Origin of the sequence: Mesorhizobium sp. M0923 (assembly GCF_040319365.1) — a bacterium.
Classification (GTDB): Bacteria; Pseudomonadota; Alphaproteobacteria; order Rhizobiales; family Rhizobiaceae; genus Mesorhizobium.
In genome coordinates, this window is sequence record NZ_JAMYNW010000006.1 from 102,437 (window position 1) to 121,110 (window position 18,674).

Below are 18,674 nucleotides of genomic sequence, written 5' to 3' on the forward strand. Positions count from 1 at the left end.
GGCAGCCAATTGAGTTGGCGTGGCTATCGACCAGTCGCCGGCGCTTTCCAGCTTGGCTTGCCAACGATATCCTTGGGCGCGTCAAGGATAGAGGCCGGATTGTAGTGGGGGTCCGTCGGGAAGGTATAATCCGCGTGATTGCCTTCGCTGATAAAGCCACCCGCATAGAGCGTCTCTAGATAGGGATTGTCGCTCACTAGCACGTCTGCATAACGCTCGAGCGCGCCGAAAGTGGCACGCAAATCCATGTCGGGACGGCCGGGCAGCGTGATCGGCACTCCCTGACGGCCGTAGTAAAACTTCCGGCCGTTCACGGAGAAAGCTTCTGAGATATAGGACATTGTGAGAGGCGTGCTGGCGAACTTCTCGCCCGCCGCCTGATTCTCTTGGGCACCTGATTCATCTCCTCTGAGGTAGCGATTCCCTTGAAGCGGGAGATTTCTACCATGGCGAGGTCGCCCAGCTTGTCGAAGGAGGTCAGCCAATTGACGGCCTGGGTGACTGAGTCGTCTATGATGTGAGAAGACCGGACGTCTTCGGTCGTGATGAGGACCGGGATCAGGTTTAGCTTGTTGTCCTGGACGGCGACGTTGGCCAGCTCCAGCGCATTAAGTACATTCGTGGTCTTCTTGTCCCAGTTCGCAATGACGCGATCGGTAGTGGGGACATAGGTCGAATAGATCTTGATGCCTAGGTGGCTGCGCACGTCCAGCATTTCCAGGTGCCGAGACCGACTTGATTGCGGCGATCGTCGATCCTTCGTCCTTTGGGTCAATGAGGACGTTGAATTCGTCGCCGCCTTTTTTTGTCGCGCGAACATAATCGATAATACTCTGGAGGTCTTCTGTCTTTTGCGGATTGCCGTTGCGATCGAGTGCCGGCGTGTGTTCGTTCGTGATGGGATTCCATATCGAGAGGCTCATATTCTTGATTTCCTCGGAAGAGACCTCCGAGATCTGGCAATTGTTCGGATCGCCGGTGACGCGCCCGAGCGTCGCGTCGTGCATCATCCAGGGATGGCTGTTCTTGTCAGCACGCAGGTCGAATTCGACACCATGGAACCCATGCTTGAGGGCGTTGTCGGCAGCTGAAATGGTGTTCTCGAGAATGCCCTCGGAATTATCGAACAGGCCGCGGTGGGGCAGTACCTGCGTTCGGTGTGGATCAATGCCGCTGTCTTGGTCTCCGGCCGGGTCAGGAAGAGATTCGTGCCATAGCCGGAATCGTCAATTTCGTCTTCTGCGTCGCCGAGAGCGGGGCCGTCCAGACCGAAGTCGACTTTCCACTCGGCCTTATTGCCGGCCGCCAACCACTCGGTGATGGTCTTGTTGACGGTGCCGTCGACCGGATCATTCGGATCATTGGAACCAAATCTTGCGGTCGTCTCGCAACGGGCCGAAATTGATAAAGCGACGACCTCGTCGCCCGGCTGAAGCGGGTTGTTCCGAGTTTGGAGGCCAGTCTTCGCCTTGTCTGATGCAATAGCATTTGTGGCATTCAGCCCGCCCGCCAACGTAGAGGCGAGAACCATGGCCACGCGAGGATCTTGCCGGCAACGATCGATGCTTCCGCACCGGCGTTGGCCACGATCTGACGGGCCGGAGCCTGCAGCGCGCGACGCATGATGTTGATGCCAGCGGTCTGGTCGGAGTTGGCGCCGACAGCCTTGATGTTCAGCGAAGCGCGCAGCAGGGCGACGCCGCCGCCGGGAACGATGCCTTCTTCGACGGCCGCGCGGGTCGCGTTGAGGGCGTCATTGACGCGGTCCTTCTTTTCCTTGACTTCGATCTCGGTCGCACCGCCGACGCGGATCACCGCAACGCCGCCCGCCAGCTTGGCGAGACGTTCCTGTAGCTTCTCCTTGTCGTAGTCCGAGGTGGTCTCCTCGATCTGCTGCTTGATCTGGGGGACGCTGGCTGGTGTTGCCGGCGAAGAACTCGCCTGGCCCTGGACATACGCCTACGAGGCATCTGCTACCCTGGCACTGTGATCTAGCTTCCCTCTGTCGCGATCCCGACAGAATTGTATCGTGGCTAACAAACGGAACCAGCCGCGCAAAGCCAACCTATTGCAATAACGACGGCCTTTTAGCTGGCATGGCTCTTGCTGCCTGAACTGTAGCATGCGCTCCGGAGCCGCTTCCAGAGATTCGTTGCGCATCTATAGGTCCAAGGACTTTTCTCCAGCGAGGTCAGGGCGTCGATGAGTATTCGTCCCGTTTCACCGAGTTCATTGGACCTGAGTTTATGAAGGCGGTCATACAATGAGCAAGGCGATTTCGTTCGGGGCGGAAGTCTTGCCGGTGACCGCATCATTGACGTCCCTTCGCGAGCTCATTGTTTCGAACGAACTGACGTTTTTGATGGAAGCGCATGACGGGCTTTCGGCAGCGATTGCCGAGCGTGCCGGCTTTCGAGGGCTCTGGGCCTCTGGTCTTTGCATCGCCTCGGCGCTTGGCTATCGGGACGCCAACGAAGCGAGTTGGACGCAAGTCGTCGACGTCGTCGAGCACATAGTCGATGCGACGAACATCCCTGTTTTTGTCGACGGTGACAGCGGCTTCGGAAATTTCAACAATGCTCGGTTGGTCGCGCGGAAGCTGGAGCAACGCGGCGCCAGCGGCATCTGCCTTGAAGACAAGAGGTTCCCGAAAATGAACTCCTTCGTCGGCGATCGGCATCTGCTCGCTGACATTGACGAGTTCTGCGGCCGTCTCGAGGCTGTGAAAGACACGACGGGACCGGATTTCGTCGTCGTCGCGCGCATCGAGGCGCTGATCGCCGGTCACAGTCTCGATGAGGCGCTATGCCGGGCCGACGCTTATTCAGAGGCCGGCGCCGACGCAATCCTCATCCACTCCCGCGAGGCCGTTGCAGACGAGATCCTGAGCTTCGCGAAGGAATGGAACAACAAGCTGCCGGTCGTCATCGTCCCCACCAAATACTACAAAACGTCGGCTTCGGTCTATCGTGATGCCGGCATTTCGACCGTCATCTGGGCCAACCATTCGATGCGGGCGGCGATCGCTGGCATGCGCGACATCTGCGGCCGCATTCGGTCGGAAGAAAGCGTCGCCGGGATCGAGGACCAAATTGCCGGCCTCGACGAGCTGTTCAGGCTAATCGGCTACGACGAACTGTCTCAGGCGGAAGAACAGTATCTGCCGCAGCGGACAGTAGAGCGGCGTCAGAGCGACTCGGACCAATTTCAAACAATCGACAATTAGCTCAAGAAGGGCGCACATGCTTGCGCAACGGATGTCTTTGCTTTCAGGTCCGGGCACTGCCGCCGCCCGTGAGGCAGCCAAGATTGCTGCTGCGGCCGGCCGTCAGTTCATCGATCTGGCGGCCGGCGAGGTGATCATCGAGCCGCCTACGTCAGTTCGCAACGGAGCGATCGCCGCAATCAATGCCGGCACCAACCGCTATACGGACTCAATCGGCCTGGCACCGCTCCGGGAAGCCGTCGCGCAAAAACTGACGATCGAAACAGGGTTTGGCTGGAATACCCGCGATATCGTCATCACGGCGGGCGCAAAGCAAGGATTGCTCGATGCTGCTTTGGCTGTGCTCGACCCAGGCGACGAGGTCATCATCTTTCGCCCGTGCTGGCCGACATTCCCGTCCCAAGTTCTTCTTGCCGGCGCAAAGCCCGTATTCGTTGATGCCCGGCCGCCAACCTACGTTCCCGACATTGTCGCAATCCGCGCCGCCGTCACACCGCGCACGAAAGCCATCATCATCAACTCGCCGAACAATCCCACAGGCGCTGTCTACGATCGAACGACGCTCCAGGACATTGGCGACCTAGCAATCAACTACCAGCTCTGGATCGTTTCCGACGAATGCTATTCCAGCTTTGTCTTCACCGGCGGACGCCATGAGTCCATTGTCATGGCCCATCCCAGGGTTCGGTCGCGGACAATCCTGGTAAATGCCTTCTCTAAGGAGTTGGCGATCACTGGATGGCGCCTGGGCTATCTTGCGGCGCCGCCGGAGATCGTTTCCGCAGCTAAGAAATTGCAGAGTCACACGACTTCAAACCCCAACGTGATTGCGCAACATGCCATTCTGCATCACCTACAGGTTGGTGATGGCCGTTTTGAACGGGAGATGCACCGGCGATTGACGGATGCTCGCATCATGGGGCTGCGCATTCTGTCCGGCCTGCGCGATGTCGATGCGCCGCCCGCCGAGGGTTCGTTTTTCTTCTATCTCGACCTGAGCACGTTGATCACTTCGCTGCCGCAGGCGGGGCACGTGCGGACCACGGACGACGTTGCCCGGTTGCTCCTTGAGGAAGCCGACGTGGGCTCCGTCGCTGGCGGCGCCTTCGGTGATCCGAATGGTCTGCGTCTGTCATTTGGGGTGCCCCCAAGCCAGCTGGGGCAGGGACTGAAGAGGGTCGTCGAGACGTTGAACAGCCTCAAGACCAGACAAGTGGCTGGCTGAGCCTCCCATCAGAAGGACATTTGATATGAGCAACCGTACTCGGGCCGTCATTCTCGCCGCAGGCGTGGGATCGAGACTGCGCCCGTACACGGAAGCCGTTCCGAAGCCTCTGGTGGAGGTAAACGGCACTCCTATGCTGCACAACGCGCTGCATCAGCTCTCCGAGCTCGGGATTTGCGAAGCGACCATTGTCGTGGGCTACCGCAAGGAAGCCATCGAGCAGTCGTGCGGCCGACGGTTCGAGGAGGTGGAAATCGAGTATGTCAACAATCCGATTTTTGACCGGACCGGCAGCGCCTATTCGCTCTGGCTGGCGCGGAACACAATGCTTGCCGGCGACACTGTCCTCCTCGAAGGCGACGTGTTCTTTGAGCGCGAGGTGCTGGAACGGACGCTTCGGACTGTCTCGGCGACGAGAAAGAATGTGGCGGCGGTAGCCGTCTTCACCGAAGCTATGAGTGGGTCGGCGGTCGAATTGGCCGGAGATCACTCTGTGACAACGTTCGTGATGAACCAGACGCCGGCCCAGGCGCAGGCAAACAGTCTCTTCAAGACGATCAATCTGGTCCATTTCTCTGCGGCGGCACTGCATGAGCAGCTGGTGCCGGCGCTACATCGCGCAGTCGAAAGCGGGCAACGGACCGCCTATGTCGAACAGATTCTGGCCCTTCTGGTGGATAACCGCGATCTGCTGCTTTCGGCGGCTGACTGCAGCGACACCCGCTGGTTCGAGATCGACAGCGAAGTCGATCTGCGGCTGGCAGAGGAGATTTTCAGGTTGCCGCCGGCACTTGCATTACCCGGTGCATCCTCAGCCAAACTCGCGGCAGGAGCAAGGAGATGATCGGCTACCTGCGTGATTACGCGAATGCCATCACGGCGCTCGCCTTCTTGTTCGCGGTCGTGGGGCTGTACCTCGCCCTCAATGGAAGGATCGAGCTCGGTGTCGCAGCCATGCTCTGGACCTGGTTTTTGGACCATTGGGACGGGCACGTTGCGCGCAAGACGAGCCACCTTCGCCGTCCGGGGGTGGCGGATTTCGGAAAGAGCTTCGACGGGTTCGGCGACTTCCTTCATGGAGTGGTCTTCCCGGCGGCCGTGATAATTCTCATCGGCGAGGGGAGTGTCCTATCGTTGATAGCGAGTTTGATTCTTGTGTTGGCGGGCGCCATCAGGCTCAGCTATTTCGAGAACGTTGGATTGACGGCTGACGCGCGCTTCACCGGCATTCCAGTCTCTTACGACACTCCGCTCCTTGCTTTACTGCTGTTCCTTAGACCTTTTCTCTCGCCGACCTCTTTCGCAGCAACGGTGGCGATGCTGTTCATCGCGTTGGCAGTGCTCCACGTCACGACAATTATTCGTGTCCCGTCGATCCGGGGAAGGGCGGTCCCGATAGCCACCGCCTGCGCTATCGCTGCATCTATGGCCTTGGTTGCCCTGCAAGAAATCGGAGCTTCGGTTCCGGCAAACTGAGTTTCGCGAGATGAGCAAGTGGGGAAATGGGATGAACGAGATCGCACTGATCGGGACCGGGGTTCCCATTATCACAGCACAGCCAATATGTTCGCATGCCCGGTAGCCGGCTGTAGGCTGCCAGACCCTTGCGAACTCTTTGCCGAGCCTACGTAAACGTATTTAAGAGGGTCGCTACCTTGCCGGTTTTGAACGTTTCCGACATGGACGGCGTCCGGGCCCCGATTCGCGAACGGACATTCCCTTACGCCAGCTTTTTGGCGTCCTTCTGGCCTTTGCCGCGCGCCGCGGAATCATAGTTTGGGGGCTGAATGCAATGATAGCGATCGTAGGGAGGTACGAGCACGGCGAGTTCTCCGTGACCAGCGAGTTCGGCAGCCGCGAGCTCAGCGAAAAAGGTAAAGCTCGTTACGACGGTGACCATCTGCCAAATGAACTTTCGCAATTCCGGCGTGGTAGTGTGAGTCTGTTGTTCGATGAAGTGGCTTATATTGCGACGAAAGAGCGTCAGCGCATCGCATTCGATCCTGATCGTTTCGTGCAGGAATATCGATCACGCGGACAAGACGCGTTCGACGACCTTGATGGTCAATTTGCCATCGCCCTGCACGACGCCGCGAGTGGCAGATTGCACATTGCACGGGATACCTTCGGGACCCGCCCGCTATTCATCGCACATCTCCCGTCTGGCATTGCATTTTCCACGACCTACGCACCACTATGCAAGCTGCCGGAACTTCATCCCGCCTTCGATGTCGCTGCCGTTCGTGCATTCATCGAGCGTGGTTGGGCGCCGGCTGGATTGACCTTCCATCGCGATATACGGCCAGCGCGAGCTGGCTTCGTCGAGATATTCGGTCATGAGTTGCACTGTTTTCGTCGCCTGCAGCCTCAGGCGATTGAGTATACTCAGCCCAGAGACCCACTGTCGTCCGACGAATTGTTGTCGCTTCTTCGTCGGACTGTGGCGGAATCACTTCAACGTTCGCAAGGCGATATTGGCGTTTCACTCAGCGGCGGTATCGACTCCGCCGCGATCGCAGCGCTGCTGCAAAAAGCCGATCCGCGCCGTGTCATACGGAGCTTCACCGTTGGTTACGGCGAGGAGGACCCGGAGATCCAAGGAGGTCGCGCGACCGCCTCCCATCTTGGCTTGGAGCATCACGAAATTATCGTCGGCGCGCAAGACTTGGCTTCCCTCATGCAGCAAGTCGTACGAGTTCTGGGTAATCCGGGCGGCTATGATGAATTTCCCTGCCTTTTCGCCTTGTGGCGAGACGCGTCGAGGTCCGTGCAAACCCTTTTTTCGGGCAATCTCAGCGACACGCTTTTTGGCGGCATGCCTTACCATAGGGATCTTTGGCTTAGGATGAACGACGTGCGCGATGACGTTTCGCGCAAGGACCAATCAGGAAAAGGTCCCAAAGACCTCCTTTTCGAAAATCTTCGCCAATCCCTCACCGACTGGGACGAACGTATCGGTGCGCAGACCTTACTCGCTTCACGCGCGGACCTTCAGTTGGTTATGCCACTATCGAGACGATCCTTGCTCGACTTGTCCCTACGCCTCCCCGCTCGACAAAAGGTGACGGAATGTCATGTCAAGTCTTTCTTCCGGGAGAGCATCAGCAGTCTGCTTCCTCCTGAAATTCTTCATCGGCCGAAGGGGATTCAACAACTGCGCTATGATGCCGACATGCGCGACACCCTATTGGAACTCTCGCGACGGTACCTGACGAAGGACCGTGTTGAACGACATGCGATCGTATCACCTGACGATGTGCAGGCGTGTATATCCGAAAGCAAAGACAACTTCACCGAGGCGCGGTTCCAGACCCTTTGGAACATGCTGATATTTGAGATTTGGACGGATGCCTTTGCGAATGCACCGTCCCAGTCAAAGCCTATCTAAGGAAGACATCAGGGAAGACCCGACTTGGAGCGAATCGGCATGACCGATGAGTATCTTATCGGCGTGGTGACGTTCGCTAATCTCGGGCTTTGGTGCACGGATCGTTTAGGTGCTGGACGTATATGTAGGCTGCAACCTTAATGACAGTTGTGCCGCTGTCATGCCTTTCAAATACAATTCCGGCCGCCGTCACCGTATCGGCAAGACGAAGTTCAAAGTGAGAAACTGGCCGGAATATGAAGCGGGGTTACGTCGACGTGGCAGCCTCACCCTGTGGGTGACATCGGAAGCCCTGTCCAAACGGCAAGCGCCGAGGCGCAAGACATTGGCGGCCAGCATCGCTATTCCGATCTGGCGATCGAGACCTGACGCTGGGGCTAGTGTTTGGTCTGCGACTGCCCCAGGTCGAAAGCCTATTGGTATGGTTTCTGCAGTTGATGAACCTGGACTTTGCTGTTCACGATCACGCGACGCTGAGCCAGCGGGCACGGACATGGCAATCTTGCACCAGACGCCAGCCCATAAGCCGTCACCGGACGGACCATTGCACGTGCTGATCGACAGCACTGGCCTTCTAGCCCGGATTATGCAGCGCTGGTAGCGCTGGTAGGCGGATGTGGCACAAGTCATTGAAATATCGTAAAATCTGTTGTCCAGACCGGTTCGTACGATTTTCTCAAGGCCACATCCGCCATGTCCGATCTTACCCCTATGCTGCCCGGCCTGTCACCCATCGCCGGCAAATCCGTTGTGGCTAAGTTCGACGGCGGGCAACTGTCGTCCGACGGCGGCTTGTTGCTTTTGCGTGAGACCGAGCAACGTTTGTAGGTGGCCGAGCGTCTGGCCGCCTGCATCAAGGATCCGCGTGCGCCAGACCAGATCACTCACAGTCTGGCCGACATCATCCGCTTTCGCCTGCTGATGATCGCGGCCGGTTCTGAGGATGGCAACGATGCCTCCGGCTTGCGGAGCGATCCGATGTTCAAGATGGCGCTCGCCCTGGCGCCGTCCGACCGGGAACTGTGCTCTCAATCGACGATTTCGCGGCTGGAAAATTTGCCGGACACGCGGGCTCTGCTGCGGATGGCCCGCGCCATGGTCGATCTGTACTGTGGCTCGTTCCATCAGGTGCCCAAGCGGATCGTGCTCGACGTCGACGACACGTTCGACGCCGTCCATGGCGGCCAGCAGTTGCGCGTGTTCAATGCGCATTATGACGAGTATGGCTTTCAGCCCATCGTCGTCTTCGATGGCGAAGGCCGGTTCATCACCTGCGTCCTTCGGCCGGCCAAGCGTCCGAGCGGCAAGGAGATCAAGCCCCTTCTTCGCCGTCTGCTGCGCGCGATCCGGAGCCATTGGCCGAAGACGGAAATCCTGTTGCGCGGCGACAGTCATTATTGCGGGCCGGAGGTGCTCGACTGGTGCCACGCCAACCACATCGACTACATCCTGGGCATCGCGCCGACGGCGCCCCTGCGTCGTCATATCCTGGACCTCGAAGCCGGCACGAAGAAAGTCTTCGAGGCAGCAACGGAGAAAGGGAAAGCCCGCCGCTTCAGGTCTTTCTAAGACGGGGCCAAGAGTTGGAACCGTGTCGAGCGGATCATCGCCCGCGTCGAGGTCGGCGCGGACGGATCGGACACGCGTTCCATCGTCACCAATCTGAAACGCGGCACTCCCCGCACTCTCTATCAGGATGTCTATTGTCGGCGCGGTCAGGCGGAGAACCACATCAAATCCTGGAAGACGCATCTGGCCGCCGACCGAACGTCTGCACGAAGGCGACGGCCAATCAGGTCCGGCTGTTTCTGCACGCCAGCGCCTATTGGGTCATGTGGGGGCTGCGCATGTCCATGCCCAAGCGTTCGATATGGCGTGTGGCGCAGTTCGACGCCCTGCGCCTGAAACTGGTCAAGATCGCGGCCCGCATCGTCGAGCTGAAGACCATGATCAAGATCCACCTGCCAACATCGTGCCCGGTGCAAACGATCATGCCGATCGCGCTCGCCCGAATCCACCGCCTCGTTACCTGAGCAGCGGGGCTCCACAATGCCTCCGAAACTCCGAACCCCGCCCGTCAACCCGCAAACATCTTCATCCAACCTCCGGAATCAGTCGGGGCATGCGGAAGTGTGTCAAGAAGACTATGAAATCCGAAATTCCCGGCAAAAATCCGGGCGCCCGCGCTGAACGGGTCAAAGGGCTGCATAATGCGGGCTAGGTCTATGGCGCGGGACAATGGCTAAAGAAGATGCATGGTGCCAAATCCCGCCGTTGCTGGCCCAAGCTGCATCTGGCGCTGGATGCCGATAGCGGTGAGACCATCGCCCATACCCTGACCGACCAGGACACCGGCGATGCTTCTCAGGTGGGCCCACTGCTCGACCAGATTGACGGTCCGATCAGACAGTTCACTGTCGACGGCGCCTATGACGGAAGCCAACCTACGATTCCGTCATCAACCACAGCGCTGCTGCCGCAATCGTCATTCCGCCGCGTGCCAACGCGGTCGAACTGGCAGATGCTGAAATGCCGTACCGACGGGACAACCACATTGCAGCGATCCAAAGAGATACGGATGAAATGGCAAGCCTCCACCGGCCGCGGCAAGCGGTCTCTGGTCGAGACAGCCCATCGGGCGATTCAGGGCCGTCATCGGAAAGCGTCTGCGGGGGCCAGCTCTCCTTTCCCGCCCAGAAGTTGCCATCGCCTCCACCATCCTCAACAAGGCTCTCGGGCGCCCGTCGACGATCAACGAAAAATAGAAGCAGGACGTGCGCGACAATCTCGCAACGGGAATGAGTGTTTCGGCCGTCGCCAAAAAGTTCGCGACCAGCCGGCAGACGCTCATGCGTGTCCGGGATGAAGGCTCACGGTCCGTTCGGCCTGTGTCTGGAGGGACAGGTTATGCCCCCACTTCGCATCGCTACTGTCATCAAAACGTAACACGGGCAAACTAAAGAAACCTAGACATCTGGTTACCTCCTCTGTCGAATGCCGAAATATCATGAAATTTAGCTTGTTGCTGTGTGGTGGAGAGAGTTGGTGTTTTTCATCTTGAGAGCCTTGCGCAGTGCTATCACTTTGTGGGCGATCCTCACCATTGTGTTTTTTGCGACACGCATGACCGGAGATCCCACGTCCTTCCTCATTTCGCCCGAACTTCCCGAGGAACAACGGATTGAGCTGAGGGCAAAGCTCGGACTCGATGATGATGTGGGGACGCAATACGTCCGGTACAGCGCCGCACTGCTGCGCGGAGATTTCGGGCAGAGTTTCTTCTCGAACCGACCCGTGGTCGAACTGTTCGTGGAACGCGTTCCCAACACGCTCCTCCTGACCATTCCAGCTTTCGTGTTGTCCGTCGCCATCGGCATGTCCGCAGGCCTCTGGGCGGCATTGCATCACAACACGGTCTTTGATCGCTTCCTCACGACCGGAACAATCGTCGGGCAAGCCATCCCGAACTTCGTTCTCGGCATTGCCGCTATCCTGATCTTCAGCTTGTCCCTGAAGCTTCTACCGAGCGGCGGCATGGGCACGTGGAAACATCTAGTCCTTCCCGTGGTAACCCTCGCTCTTGCTACCTCAGCCAACATTGCAAGGCTCGTTCGAAGCAGCATGCTGGAGGTCCTGTCGCAGGACTATATGCGCTATGCGCGCAGCAAAGGCTTGAGCCCGTTCCGTGTCGTGGTGAAGCACGGACTGAGAAACGCGATTCTCCCGGTATTGACAGTTCTGGGCCTGCAACTTGGCGGCCTGATCGCCGGCGCCGTGGTGACGGAATCCGTGTTTTCCTGGCCTGGAGCAGGACGCCTTGTGATCGACGCGGTCATGAACCGCGATTTCGCCATGCTGCAATTCGGAATTCTCGTGTTTTCGGCAGCAATCATACTCACCAATCTTCTCGTTGACGTGGGTTACGGCTTGCTGGATCCGCGGGTGCGGGGGAGCTCATGATGAGCATCGAGACCAGCGCGCCGGGATTGATCCCTTCCCAAACCGACGAAGGTATCGTCCCCACCAATATTGGAAGGCGTCGTCGGCCGCCGACCGTGGCGATCGTCTCATGCCTCATCCTTGCGGTGATAGCATTGCTCGCCGCAATCGCTCCGGTGATCGCACCGCATGATATGGCCGACCAGAGCCTCCTACACCGACTTCGGCCACCGGTGTTTGCCGGGGGAACGACCGAATACCTCCTTGGAACGGATCATCTCGGACGAGATCTGTTTTCTCGGCTTCTGTTCGCGACCCAAACCACCTTGCTCATTGCTGGTGCCGGAGTCCTCGTCGGGGTCATCACCGGCACGCTCAGCGGGCTGGTCTCAGGAAGCACCGGAGGATGGATCGACGATTGTTTCATGGCTGTGGTCGATGCGCAGGCGTCGGTGCCGGTCACTTTAGTGGCATTGACTGCGGTCGCCCTCATCGGACCTAGTCCGCTTGTTCTGGTGCTCATTATCGGGTTCGCGGACTACTACAAATATGCTCGGGTGGTCCGGGGCCAGGTGCATGCCCTGCGCGGACGCAGTTTCGTGGAAGCGGCTCGATCCTCGGGCGCTTCCCCCTGGCGCATCGCCATGCGTCATGTGCTTCCCAACACGTTGTCGCCCGTCATCGTATTGGCCAGCCTGAGCTTCGCCGAGCTCGTCGTGCTGGAATCGTCGCTCTCGTTCCTTGGCGTGGGTATTCAGCCTCCAAATGTTTCTCTCGGTTCGTTGCTCGGCGAGTCGAGGAACTACCTGATCACCACACCGTGGCTGGCGGCATTTCCCTGTGTCGTCATCGTCGCAATCACGCTGGCAGCATCGATGGTCGGCGATTGGTTGCGCGACAGATTCGATCCCCGGAGCCGCACGTAAATGGTGCAGCCCTCACTCTATTCCTGCAGGAATGCCTGATCATCCACCTTTTTTGGGAGACCCTAATGCGATATCTAGTTCTAGCAGTTGCTATGCTGTTGCCGACCTTCGCGGTCGCGCAGGACGACACGAGGCCACCACTGACCGTCGGCGTCAACACGGTTCGTGCGAACTTCGATCCCGCCCAGGCGCTCGGTAATGTTGACATACCGATCACCTACAACATGTTCGACACACTTGTTGCGAGAGACTTCTCCAAAAGCAAGGACCAGACGGCCTATGAGCTCGTTCCGGGCCTCGCACAAAGCTGGAAGCGGATCGACGACCGCACGATGGAGTTTTCTCTTCGGCCAAATGTCCATTTCCACAACGGTCAGCCACTCAAGAGTGCTGACGTCAAGTTCACTTTCGATCGCATCCTCGATCCGGCGTCCGACTACGTCAGTGCCAGAAACCTTCTGAAGGTCATCGAACGGGTCGACGCCGTTGATGACCTGACCGTGCGGATCACTACCAAGGAACCTAGCCCTGTTCTGCTTCATTTGTTGGCGTATCACACCAGCGACATCGTGCCGAAGGCTTATTTCGAGTCGGTCGGAGAGGCGGGATTCGGACAGAAGCCGGTCGGAACAGGACCGTTCGCTTTTGTCAAACTCCAGACTGATGAAAGCATGGAACTCAAGGCAAACGACTCCTATTTCCGCGGACGGCCGACAGTCTCCACATTGACCTTCAAGGCCATCCCTGAGGTTTCGGCGCGAATAACGGCGCTCGCGAATGGCGAAGTGGACATCATCAACAGCCTGCCGCCGGACCAATTGGCTGCTGTCCAAAATCTTGGTTGCTGCGAAATCCGCCGCACCATGGCAAACCATCACTTCATTCAATACAACACCTACAACCCGGTGATGGCCGACAAGAAACTGCGTCAAGCCCTGAACCTTGCAATCGATCGCCAACTGCTCGCGAACGCCCTCTGGGATGGCAAGGCCACCATCCCGCATTCCGCGCAGTATGAGGCATGGGGACCCGAGCTTTACAATCCCGATCGCCCGGCCTTGGCCTACGACCCCGACCGTGCCAGACAGCTACTGAAGGAGTCGTCGTACAAAGGCGAACCGATCTTCTACGTGACACATCCCGTCTATTACACCAATGGCGTTGTTGTTGCCGAAGCTGTCGTAGAGATGTGGAAAGCGATTGGCGTGAACGCCAGTGTAAGAGTTGATGAAGGGTGGAGCAAACTTAAGAAGGACGCTCCGATCCTGACCGTCAAAAACGCCTCGGACTGGGTCGTACCGACAGATCCCGCGGTCACCCTCTATATGACCTGGTCTAAGCAGCTGTGGAAAGACGAGGCCGAATTTGACGAGCTGGCCGAGCAGGGCGAGACCACCCTCGATGTAAAGCGTCGTTACAACATCTACCAGAAGATGATCGATATCTTCGAAGAAGATGCCCCCGGAACTTACCTCTATCGCGCGCCGGATTTCTATGGCGTGAAGTCCGGTATCCAGTGGCTTCCGAACACGGAGTACACGATGGATTTCCGCCCAGACAACATTCACTTCACGAAGTGAACCGTCAGAGCCGCAGCAATCAGGTGAATCCAGGATGAATGAGAGCGAGCTCCTGCGCGTCGAAAATTTGCGCACCCATTTCTATGCCCATGACCGAACTGTCAAAGCAGTCGAAGGGGTCTCATTCTCGGTTCGACAAAGGAGTACGGTCTGCCTTGTTGGAGAATCCGGCTCAGGCAAATCGGCAACCGCGTTTTCCATCCTGAACCTTATACCGAAGTCGCTGGGGCGGATCGTTGCGGGGAAGGTCCTCTATCAAGGAGAGGACCTTCTCCATATTCCGGCGCGCCGCCTGCGCAGCATTCTTGGCAACGACATCGCCATGATCTTTCAGGAGCCTGCCGCGGCGCTCAATCCGGTCTACACGATCGGCAACCAGTTGATGGAGGTTCTGCTGACCCATCAACGATGCACTCTTCGCGACGCTCGAAGGCAGGCCAGAGAACTGCTTGACCGCGTCGGCATTGCCGATGCCGAGCGGCGACTCGATGACTATCCTCATCAGCTTTCCGGCGGTATGCGCCAGCGAGCAATGATCGCGATTGCTCTATCATGTCGGCCGAAATTGCTTATCGCCGACGAGCCCACGACGGCTCTCGATGCCACGGTCCAATCGCAAATTCTCGCTCTTCTTCACGAACTACAGCAGGAGACCGGCATGGCCATGCTGTTCATCACGCATGATCTTAGTGTCGTTGCCGAGATCGCTGACCGGGTCGTTGTGATGTACGCCGGCCGGATTGTCGAGGAGGGCGCAGTCATGCAGATCTTCGACACGCCACGGATGCCTTACACACGCGGGCTGCTGAAAGCGCGGCCGCAATTGCAGTCCGGCCGTGCATTTCCGCGCCGGCTTTCCGCTATTCCCGGCAGCCCTCCCGAACTTGCTCATCTGGCAACCGGCTGTTCCTTTCGTCCGCGCTGCAGCCATGCGGTGGCGGACTGCGCACGCCACATGCCGGAACTCGACATGGCTGACGGACACAGCGTTCGTTGTTGGCGTTGGCGTGAAATCACCTCTGCGGATGCGCAGCCGGAGGCAGTAGCATGAATGCGTCCTTTGCCCATTTCGACACGCCCGATGGCGGTGCGGTCCCGGCGTTCAGCGCTCCGTCTCTGCTCGAGGTCGAGGATCTTCGCGTCCATCTGCCGCTCCGCAGAATGTCGCCGTTCCGTTCCAAGAGATTCATCAAAGCCGTCGACGGGGCATCGTTTTCGATATTTCCTGGTGAGATCGTCGCTCTGGTCGGCGAATCCGGTTCAGGCAAGACGACATTGGGGCGCAGCTTGCTGCGGCTGACCCCGCCGAGTTCGGGTCGGGTTCGGTTCAAAGGGATCGATCTGACGACCTTGACGCCAAAGGAAATGCGCTCCTTTCGGCGGCATATGCAGATGGTGTTCCAGGATCCCTATAGCAGCCTCAGCCCACGCATGAACGTCGGGGAAATCGTCGGTGAACCGCTGTCGATACATCATGCTCATCTGACGTCGAGAGCACGGATCGAGCGCGTGACCGAAGTCCTCTCCCAGGTCGGAATGTCCTCCACGCATGGCTCCCGTTATCCGCACAGCTTCAGCGGTGGCCAGCGCCAGCGGATTGCCATCGCCAGGGCATTGTCGACCGAGCCCGATTTTATCGTCGCCGATGAGCCCATTTCGGCTCTCGATGTTTCGGTTCAGGCGCAGATCCTCAACCTGCTCCTGGATCTGAAGGACAAGTTGTCCCTGACGATGCTTTTCATCTCGCATGATCTGCGCGCGGTCAGCCATATCGCCGACCGGGTGATCGTCATGTATCTCGGTCGGATCATGGAAATCGCCCCTTCGGCAATGTTCTGGGATGCGCCTGCGCATCCCTATACCGAAGCCTTGCTGGCCGCACTGCCGGTCGAACATCCAAGCCTTCGACGACGAAACCGGGTGTTCCTGAAAGGTGAAGTGCCGAGTGCCCTTTCACCGCCATCCGGCTGCGTCTTTAGAACCAGGTGCCCGATCGCCAGCCCTGAATGTGCAACGGCTTCAACGGCACTGCGGCAGGTTGCGCCGGGACATTGGACGGCATGCATCAAACGTGTACCTTTCGATTTGAAGGGGCAATTTTGAATTGCTGCGTCGCAGACTTTCTTTGGAACATCATCCACGGCGTGAGCGCTGGATGCCTCCAGAGGTATCGGGCGAGGATAATCGTGTTTACCCAATCTCTAGGGCAGAGCTTGCAAATGCCGGCACGGAATGGCCTGCAGCGACGAGCTTGGCTCCGGTTCTTGTACGGTTTTGTTGCAACGGCTGAATGGGAGTGCAGAGAGGTCTGACACGAGCCCAATCACGCGGCAAGGATTTGGAACTGCTCGGCCAAGGATGGATTCGGATTGAGGCGAACCTCGCCCGTTGCTTACGCATCATGTGAACCATTTCGATGCCGTTTAGGATGATCGGGGCTGATGCTGGTGGTTTGAAGCCGAGCATTGACCGGATGCGGCGCTTGATGCGCCGATGGTCCCGTTCGATCTTCGATCCGGTTATTCAGGTATTTGCTCTTGCGGATCCGGATCGGCTTCAGCCGACGCCGGGAACGATCCTGAAAGCGATTTGTGATGTCACAGGAAACGATAGCCTCCTGGTTGGTTTGGCTACCATCGATGACGGCGCGCTCGGGCCGGCCATGACGTGCCAGCGCCTTTCTGAAGAACCGCTTGGCCGAGGGCAACCAGAATTCGACTGTGTCGCCGACACTGTCGATGGCGCGGTAAAGATACATCCACTGGCCGCGGACCTTGATGTACGTCTCGTCGACATGCCACTTCCCGGTCACGCTACGCTTGCGCCGGTTGAAATGCTCCAGCAGGTAGCGGTGCGAAACGAACGGTCCAGCGGTGGATGGTCGTGTGATCGACCGTAATGCCGCGCTTGGCCATCATCTCCTCAAGATCACGCAGGCTGAGATTGTAGGCCAGCTACCAGCGCACGCAAAGCAGGGTCACGGATTGGTCGAACTGACGGCCTTTGAACATTGCAACCCTCCGAAATGATCGAGGGCTCCTTGCCACAGCGCTGGTAAGGAAAAGGTTGCAACAGATCCGTTCCAAATCCTTGCCGCGTGATTGGGCTCGTGTCAGACCTCTCTGCGTTCCCATTCAGCCGTTGCAACAAAACCAGATGGGGCTTCCACGCGCGGTAAGCGCGCTCCGGCTTCTTCGCTGGATCGATATGCGGGACGATCCTGGCCACCCTCGCGCGAATCCGCATCTTCAGCCACAGCGCGCAGTGGGGCACTTGGTGCTTCATCGGCAGCGTCCGGGTCGAGTAAGGGCGCCTTTGTCGGGTCCGCGACACGGACTTGCTTGGCCATCTCTTAAATCGCTTCGGCCAATCTCTTGGAAAGAAACTGCAAATTATCCCAGGCGGCCGAAGTGGCACGGGTTTTGCGGTGCCTGGGTACGAAGCGGCGACAGCTGCCGAACGGCTTTCCTGTAGCACGAACCGCAATGAATGAAATGTAGAAAGGTAACACAATGACTGATCTGCGTGGCGGCGCCTTTCGCAACGTTTTCGCCTTCATTGCACGCCACCGGTGCAAGCGGTCGGCCCGGCTAGGGTTCATTATGACCATGATTCTCGCCTCAACGCCTGCTGGAGGGCTAGGTGCCACCAATGCTATCGCATGGGACAAGGCGAAGGCTGGCGAGCAAACCCAAATCGGCGGGGTGCAGCCGGGCGGCGAACCCGTTGCTCTACAGATTCCCACCTGTCGGGAGACGACCAAAAGTTTGGCTCCAGTGATCCGAACGATCCAGTCGACGGCACCGTCAACAAAACCATCACCGAGTGGTTGGCGGCCGGTAACAAGGCCGATTGGAAATCCAACTTCGGTCTAGACAGTCCCGCTCTCGGCGACGCCTAAGAACGAAACCGACAACGCTGGTTACGGGAAGGATCTTTTCCTGACCAGAACCGAGACTGAGACCCGCAGCATCGATCCGCATCGGAAGCAGGTACGCCGCACCGCGGCCTGTTCGATAATTCCAAGTGCATTCTCGAAAACACCATTTCAGCGGCCGACAACGCGCTCAAGTACGGTTCCATGGTGTCGAACTCGATCTTCGCGCCGATAAGAACGGTCATGCCTGGATGATGATCAACGTTAACGGCGACACGCCCGGCCAAAAGATCATGCTCAACGGGAAGTCGCAGCACGAATACTCCGCGACCGTCTTCAACATGAAGCTTGGGTCGCGGTTGGGCGCGCTGGACTTGAGCCTACCGGCCCGCATGAGCGCCGGTCTGCCCGTATGCTTCTCTGCGAGGCCTGCCAAGGGACGACGCGAATATCCTGGGTCTCGGCGTGGCCGCAGAGAAGGTGCCGGGCTTGCTCCCGCCTCCAACTGAAAGC

General features: G+C 58.4%; 14 protein-coding genes and 6 pseudogenes. 14 read left to right on the forward strand and 6 right to left on the reverse strand.

Features of this window, described 5'->3' with window-relative positions:
* Positions 1 to 23 precede the first annotated feature (23 nt).
* The 5 genes and pseudogenes from NKH89_RS12420 to NKH89_RS12440 form a co-directional block, all read right to left on the reverse strand.
* Entirely contained in the window at positions 24 to 314 is a 291-nt protein-coding gene (locus tag NKH89_RS12420; RefSeq protein ID WP_023803475.1) for a hypothetical protein, read from the reverse strand.
* Positions 311 to 715 carry a hypothetical protein gene (locus NKH89_RS12425; protein WP_023803476.1) on the reverse strand — a complete coding sequence of 135 codons (405 nt, stop codon included), beginning with the start codon at positions 713 to 715 and terminating at the stop codon, positions 311 to 313. Before NKH89_RS12425 ends, NKH89_RS12420 begins: the two co-directional genes overlap by 4 nt.
* Positions 609 to 1,109: a glycerophosphodiester phosphodiesterase family protein gene (locus NKH89_RS12430; RefSeq protein ID WP_352909103.1), complete on the reverse strand. Its 501-nt coding sequence runs from the start codon at positions 1,107 to 1,109 to the stop codon at positions 609 to 611. The genes NKH89_RS12425 and NKH89_RS12430 overlap by 107 nt, the downstream gene beginning before the upstream one ends.
* Positions 1,007 to 1,537 (reverse strand): hypothetical protein, encoded by a 531-nt coding sequence (locus NKH89_RS12435; protein WP_245277851.1) that lies wholly within the window; start codon positions 1,535 to 1,537, stop codon positions 1,007 to 1,009. The genes NKH89_RS12430 and NKH89_RS12435 overlap by 103 nt, the downstream gene beginning before the upstream one ends.
* Before the next feature lie 2 nt (positions 1,538 to 1,539).
* Positions 1,540 to 1,917: pseudogene (locus tag NKH89_RS12440) on the reverse strand (TCP-1/cpn60 chaperonin family protein); the annotation flags it as partial.
* A 346-nt stretch (positions 1,918 to 2,263) separates the two neighbouring features.
* Here NKH89_RS12440 and aepX point away from each other — a divergent pair.
* The 14 genes and pseudogenes from aepX to NKH89_RS12510 all read left to right on the forward strand — a co-directional run bounded on the left by aepX (position 2,264) and on the right by NKH89_RS12510 (position 16,387).
* Complete coding sequence (aepX, locus tag NKH89_RS12445; RefSeq protein ID WP_023803479.1) at positions 2,264 to 3,226, forward strand: phosphoenolpyruvate mutase; 963 nt, start codon at positions 2,264 to 2,266, stop codon at positions 3,224 to 3,226.
* 16 nt (positions 3,227 to 3,242) lie between these two features.
* A complete protein-coding gene (locus NKH89_RS12450; RefSeq protein ID WP_352908973.1) occupies positions 3,243 to 4,451 on the forward strand; it encodes a pyridoxal phosphate-dependent aminotransferase in 1,209 nt (402 codons plus the stop codon).
* 25 nt (positions 4,452 to 4,476) lie between these two features.
* Positions 4,477 to 5,295, forward strand: coding sequence for a phosphocholine cytidylyltransferase family protein (locus NKH89_RS12455; protein ID WP_031256887.1), 819 nt, complete (start codon positions 4,477 to 4,479; stop codon positions 5,293 to 5,295).
* Positions 5,292 to 5,927, forward strand: coding sequence for a CDP-alcohol phosphatidyltransferase family protein (locus tag NKH89_RS12460; RefSeq protein ID WP_023803482.1), 636 nt, complete (start codon positions 5,292 to 5,294; stop codon positions 5,925 to 5,927). Before NKH89_RS12455 ends, NKH89_RS12460 begins: the two co-directional genes overlap by 4 nt.
* 358 nt (positions 5,928 to 6,285) lie before the next feature.
* Positions 6,286 to 7,839 (forward strand): asparagine synthase-related protein, encoded by a 1,554-nt coding sequence (locus NKH89_RS12465; protein WP_198032932.1) that lies wholly within the window; start codon positions 6,286 to 6,288, stop codon positions 7,837 to 7,839.
* Between the two features lie 160 nt (positions 7,840 to 7,999).
* Positions 8,000 to 8,413: pseudogene (locus NKH89_RS12470) on the forward strand (transposase); the annotation flags it as partial.
* Between the two features lie 119 nt (positions 8,414 to 8,532).
* Positions 8,533 to 9,872 (forward strand): annotated as a pseudogene (locus NKH89_RS12475) (IS1380 family transposase).
* A gap of 218 nt (positions 9,873 to 10,090) precedes the next feature.
* Positions 10,091 to 10,426, forward strand: a pseudogene (locus NKH89_RS12480) (transposase); the annotation flags it as partial.
* A gap of 139 nt (positions 10,427 to 10,565) precedes the next feature.
* Positions 10,566 to 10,727 (forward strand): annotated as a pseudogene (locus NKH89_RS12485) (helix-turn-helix domain-containing protein); the annotation flags it as partial.
* A 157-nt stretch (positions 10,728 to 10,884) separates the two neighbouring features.
* A complete protein-coding gene (locus NKH89_RS12490) occupies positions 10,885 to 11,799 on the forward strand; it encodes an ABC transporter permease (protein WP_023803491.1) in 915 nt (304 codons plus the stop codon).
* Entirely contained in the window at positions 11,799 to 12,704 is a 906-nt protein-coding gene (locus NKH89_RS12495) for an ABC transporter permease (RefSeq protein WP_023803492.1), read from the forward strand. Before NKH89_RS12490 ends, NKH89_RS12495 begins: the two co-directional genes overlap by 1 nt.
* Before the next feature lie 92 nt (positions 12,705 to 12,796).
* Entirely contained in the window at positions 12,797 to 14,284 is a 1,488-nt protein-coding gene (locus NKH89_RS12500; RefSeq protein ID WP_023803493.1) for an ABC transporter substrate-binding protein, read from the forward strand.
* 34 nt (positions 14,285 to 14,318) lie between these two features.
* The gene (locus NKH89_RS12505; protein WP_023803494.1) at positions 14,319 to 15,335 is read left to right on the forward strand and encodes an ABC transporter ATP-binding protein; all 1,017 of its coding nucleotides are present in this window, start codon (positions 14,319 to 14,321) and stop codon (positions 15,333 to 15,335) included.
* 110 nt (positions 15,336 to 15,445) lie between these two features.
* Positions 15,446 to 16,387: an ABC transporter ATP-binding protein gene (locus NKH89_RS12510; protein ID WP_198032934.1), complete on the forward strand. Its 942-nt coding sequence runs from the start codon at positions 15,446 to 15,448 to the stop codon at positions 16,385 to 16,387.
* A gap of 220 nt (positions 16,388 to 16,607) precedes the next feature.
* Here the strand turns inward: NKH89_RS12510 and NKH89_RS12515 are convergent.
* A pseudogene (locus NKH89_RS12515) lies at positions 16,608 to 17,238 on the reverse strand (IS6 family transposase).
* Positions 17,239 to 18,674 lie beyond the last annotated feature (1,436 nt).

Bases quoted from the DNA above. Each gene is read 5' to 3' on its own strand.
- NKH89_RS12425 (WP_023803476.1), bottom strand. From the start codon at position 715: ATGCTGGACGTGCGCAGCCACCTAGGCATCAAGATCTATTCGACCTAT.
- aepX (WP_023803479.1), top strand. From the start codon at position 2,264: ATGAGCAAGGCGATTTCGTTCGGGGCGGAAGTCTTGCCGGTGACCGCA.
- NKH89_RS12450 (WP_352908973.1), top strand. From the start codon at position 3,243: ATGCTTGCGCAACGGATGTCTTTGCTTTCAGGTCCGGGCACTGCCGCC.
- NKH89_RS12455 (WP_031256887.1), top strand. From the start codon at position 4,477: ATGAGCAACCGTACTCGGGCCGTCATTCTCGCCGCAGGCGTGGGATCG.
- NKH89_RS12460 (WP_023803482.1), top strand. From the start codon at position 5,292: ATGATCGGCTACCTGCGTGATTACGCGAATGCCATCACGGCGCTCGCC.
- NKH89_RS12495 (WP_023803492.1), top strand. From the start codon at position 11,799: ATGAGCATCGAGACCAGCGCGCCGGGATTGATCCCTTCCCAAACCGAC.
- NKH89_RS12500 (WP_023803493.1), top strand. From the start codon at position 12,797: ATGCTGTTGCCGACCTTCGCGGTCGCGCAGGACGACACGAGGCCACCA.
- NKH89_RS12505 (WP_023803494.1), top strand. From the start codon at position 14,319: ATGAATGAGAGCGAGCTCCTGCGCGTCGAAAATTTGCGCACCCATTTC.
- NKH89_RS12510 (WP_198032934.1), top strand. From the start codon at position 15,446: ATGTCGCCGTTCCGTTCCAAGAGATTCATCAAAGCCGTCGACGGGGCA.